The following is a 3,965-nucleotide window of genomic DNA, read 5'->3' as shown; positions in this document are numbered from 1 at the left end:
CCCGCGGGGCTGCTGCAGGTCGTCCACGGCGACAAGGAAATGGTCGACGCCATCCTCGACCATCAGGATATCGCCGCCGTCAGCTTCGTCGGCTCCAGCGATATCGCGCACTATGTCTACAACCGCGGCGTGGCCGCTGGTAAGCGGGTGCAGGCCATGGGCGGAGCGAAAAACCACGGTATCGTGATGCCCGATGCCGATCTCGACCAGGTGGTGAACGACCTATCCGGCGCGGCCTTCGGCTCTGCGGGTGAACGCTGCATGGCGCTGCCGGTGGTGGTGCCGGTGGGCGAACAGACGGCGGAGCGCCTGAAGGAAAAGCTGATCCCCGCGATCAACGCGCTGCGCGTCGGCGTGTCGAACGATCCCGAAGCGCACTACGGCCCGGTCGTCACGCCCGAGCACAAGGCGCGGATCGAGAAGTGGATCGACACCGCCGAGGCCGAGGGCAGCGAAGTGGTGATCGACGGGCGCGGCTTTTCGCTGCAGGGCCACGAGAACGGCTTCTTTGTCGGCCCGACCCTGCTGGATCGCGTGACCCCGGACATGGAAAGCTACAAGGAAGAGATCTTCGGTCCCGTCCTCCAGATCGTGCGCGCCGACGATTTCGAGCACGCGCTCAAGCTGCCGAGCGAGCACCAGTACGGCAACGGCGTTGCCATCTTCACCCGCAACGGCCACGCCGCGCGCGAGTTCGCGCACCGCGTAAACGTGGGCATGGTGGGCATCAACGTGCCGATCCCGGTGCCGGTGAGCTACCACAGCTTCGGCGGCTGGAAGCGCAGCGGCTTTGGCGATGCGGACCAGTACGGCATGGAAGGCCTCAGGTTCTGGACCAAGGCCAAGAAAGTCACCCAGCGCTGGCCCGATGGCGGCGGGGATGGATCGAATGCCTTCGTCATTCCGACGATGGGGTGACGGCATGGCCGGACAGTTTGCCCTTACTGACGACCAGCTTGCTATCCAGGAGATGGCGCAGCGTTTCACGGCGGATCAGATAACGCCGAACGCTGCGGAGTGGGACGAAAAGCACATCTTCCCGCGTGCTACCATTTCACAGGCTGCCGAACTTGGTTTCGGATCAATATATGTGGCCGAGGCGTCGGGCGGAATTGGTCTCGGGCGGCTGGAGGCGGCGCTTATCATGGAGGCGATGGCCTATGGCTGTCCGTCCACCAGTGCCTTCATCTCGATCCACAACATGGCCGCATGGATGGTAGACAGGTTCGCTACAGATGCCGTGAAAGATGCCATCCTGCCCGATCTGGTCACTATGGATAAGATCGCCAGTTACTGTCTGACGGAGCCGAGTTCGGGTTCCGATGCGGCAGCCTTGAAGACTACTGCAAGGCGCGACGGCGCCCACTTCGTGGTGAATGGGTCCAAGCAGTTCATCTCCGGAGGTGGCGAAAACGAAATCTATCTTGTCATGGTTCGCACCGGCGAAGCCGGCCCCAAGGGTATTTCTTGCCTGCTTGTCGAAAAGGACATGGAAGGCGTCAGTTTCGGGGCGCAAGAGCGTAAGCTCGGCTGGCACTCCCAGCCCACAGCGCAGCTTATTCTGGAAGATGTGCGTGTGCCGGTAGAAAACCTTGTCGGCGAAGAGGGGCAGGGTTTCGCGATTGCGATGATGGGGTTGGATGGCGGCCGCCTTAATATTGGCGCGTGCTCGCTTGGCGGTGCGCAGCGGTGTCTCGACGAAGCGATCGCCTACACGAAGGATCGCCAGCAATTCGGCAAGCCTATTGCGCAGTTCCAGAACACGCAGTTCACCATTGCCGATATGGCTACCGACCTGGAAGCGGCGCGCGCCCTGCTTTATCTCGCTGCGACCAAGGTAACCGAGGATGCAGCCGACAAGACGCGCTTTGCAGCTATGGCGAAGAAGCTGGCGACTGACAGCGGATCATCCATCGTCGATCGCGCGTTGCAGCTGCACGGCGGGTACGGCTACCTTCAGGATTACCCGATCGAACGCATTTGGCGAGATCTGCGTGTTCATCGCATTTTGGAAGGGACCAACGAGATCATGCAGATGATTATCGGTCGGGATTTGCTGCGCTGATGTACGAAACTCTCGGTTCTGAAGACGTACACATTCACGCGCATGGTAGTGCAGGGCATCTGTCTCTCAGCCGTCCAAAAGCAATCCATGCACTCACGCATGGCATGTGCCTCGAATTGAGCGAGGCGTTTGTTGCATGGGCTGACGATGACCTCATCAAGGTCGTGATGATCGACCATGCGGAGGGACGCGGCTTCTGTGCCGGTGGTGACATCAACTTGCTGCGAAAGTCTGCAATCGAGGATGGCGGGCTTGCGGGGCGCCGTTTCTTCTATGACGAGTACAGGTTGAACCACCAGCTCTTTACCTACGAAAAGCCTGTGGTGGCATTCATGGATGGAATTACGATGGGCGGCGGCGTAGGCATCAGTCAGCCCGCTCGTTACCGGGTGGCGACCGAGAATACGCGTTTCGCCATGCCGGAAACCGGGATCGGTCTATTCCCCGATGTCGGCGGTGGCTGGTATCTCTCGCGGCTTGATGGCCGGATCGGGCAATACCTTGCGTTGACTGGCGCGCGTCTCGATGGTGCCGAATGTCTGTGGGCAGGTCTTGCCACTCATTACCTGCCGCAGGAGAAGCTGGCCGAGGCAAAGGCGCGAATTGCCCGAAATGGCGGGCAGATCGAAGAGATCTTGACGGACCTGTCTATTACACCTCCGGAAGCGCAAATCGCTCAAAGCGCGGAGGTGATTGCGCATCATTTTGCGTCGGACCGGTACGAAGATATTCTCGAAAGCCTTGGCGCTGACGATCGAGAATGGTCAACAAAGGAATTGGCCGTTCTGCAACGCAAGAGCCCGCAGTCCTGCAAGGTTTCGCTTCGCCAACTACGCGACGCAGCCAGCCTGACGGATTTCGCCGATAACATGATGGGCGAGTATCGTATCGCCTCGCGAGTCTTGACGCTGCCCGATTTCGCAGAAGGTGTGCGAGCTTTGATCGTCGACAAGACCAATGATCCGAAATGGACCCCGGCCAGGCCTGAAGACGTGAGCGAAGATTTGATCGATGAGATTTTCGCTCCGCTACCGGAAAACGAGGAGTGGAAGCCGCTATGAATTATGAAACACTGATGGTCGAACAACGCGGCGCTGTGACGCTGGTGACGCTGAACCGGCCCAAGGCGCTGAACGCGCTCAACAGCGATGTGCTGCGCGAACTGGGCGAGGCTTTTGCCGCCTACGATGCCGACAAGTCGCAGCGCTGCATGGTGCTGACAGGATCGGGCGACAAGGCCTTTGCCGCTGGCGCCGACATCAAGGAAATGGTCGAGAAGGACGCAGTGGACTTCTACCTGGAGGACTTCTTTTCCGGCTGGCAGAGCAAGGTGGTGAAGGGCACGCGCAAGCCGTGGATCGCCGCCGTCAATGGCTTTGCGCTGGGCGGTGGGTGCGAGCTGGCCATGATGGCCGATTTCATCCTCGCCAGCGACAGGGCGAAGTTCGGCCAGCCCGAGATCAACCTGGGCGTCGCGCCCGGCATGGGTGGATCGCAGCGCCTGACGCGCGCGGTCGGCAAGTCCAAGGCGATGGAAATGTGCCTGACGGGGCGCATGATGGACGCCGAAGAAGCCGAGCGCGCAGGCCTGGTGGCCCGCGTGGTGCCGCACGACGAACTGCTGACCGACGCGCTGAAGACGGCGGAGACGATCGCCGCCAAGCCGCCGATGGCCGCGATCGCGAACAAGGAAATGGTCGATGCCGCGTTCGAGACGACGCTGGAGCACGGCCTCGCCCACGAACGCCGCCTGTTCCAGATCCTCACCGCGAGCGAGGACAAGGTGGAAGGCATGAAGGCCTTCGTCGAGAAGCGCGACGGCAAGTGGAAGGGGCGCTGACATGAAAATCGCATTCATTGGCCTTGGCAACATGGGCGGCGGCATGGCCGCGAACCTCGT

The 3,965-nt window shown here is 60.9% G+C and carries 4 protein-coding genes; all 4 read left to right on the top strand.

The window, feature by feature from the left end; all coding sequences use genetic code 11:
* Window positions 1-918, top strand: a 918-nt coding sequence (locus D4Q51_RS00140; protein ID WP_120075307.1) for an aldehyde dehydrogenase family protein, incomplete at its 5' end; no start/stop codon positions are given.
* Window positions 919-922: 4 nt separating this feature from the next.
* Window positions 923-2,065 (top strand): acyl-CoA dehydrogenase family protein, encoded by a 1,143-nt coding sequence (locus tag D4Q51_RS00135; protein WP_120075337.1) that lies wholly within the window; start codon window positions 923-925, stop codon window positions 2,063-2,065.
* On the top strand, window positions 2,065-3,126 hold the full coding sequence (locus tag D4Q51_RS00130) for an enoyl-CoA hydratase/isomerase family protein (protein WP_120075334.1): 1,062 nt from the start codon (window positions 2,065-2,067) through the stop codon (window positions 3,124-3,126). Before D4Q51_RS00135 ends, D4Q51_RS00130 begins: the two co-directional genes overlap by 1 nt.
* Complete coding sequence (locus D4Q51_RS00125) at window positions 3,123-3,905, top strand: enoyl-CoA hydratase-related protein (RefSeq protein ID WP_120075332.1); 783 nt, start codon at window positions 3,123-3,125, stop codon at window positions 3,903-3,905. Before D4Q51_RS00130 ends, D4Q51_RS00125 begins: the two co-directional genes overlap by 4 nt.
* Window positions 3,906-3,965: the final 60 nt, after the last annotated feature.

Source organism: Aurantiacibacter odishensis, from assembly GCF_003605195.1.
Classification (GTDB): Bacteria; Pseudomonadota; Alphaproteobacteria; order Sphingomonadales; family Sphingomonadaceae; genus Alteraurantiacibacter; species Alteraurantiacibacter odishensis.
Note: the sequence above shows the minus strand (reverse complement) of the source record. Positions and strands in the feature narration are given on the sequence as shown.

Coding starts and splice junctions, on each gene's coding strand:
- D4Q51_RS00135 (WP_120075337.1), top strand. CDS start 923: ATGGCCGGACAGTTTGCCCTTACTGACGACCAGCTTGCTATCCAGGAG.
- D4Q51_RS00130 (WP_120075334.1), top strand. CDS start 2,065: ATGTACGAAACTCTCGGTTCTGAAGACGTACACATTCACGCGCATGGT.
- D4Q51_RS00125 (WP_120075332.1), top strand. CDS start 3,123: ATGAATTATGAAACACTGATGGTCGAACAACGCGGCGCTGTGACGCTG.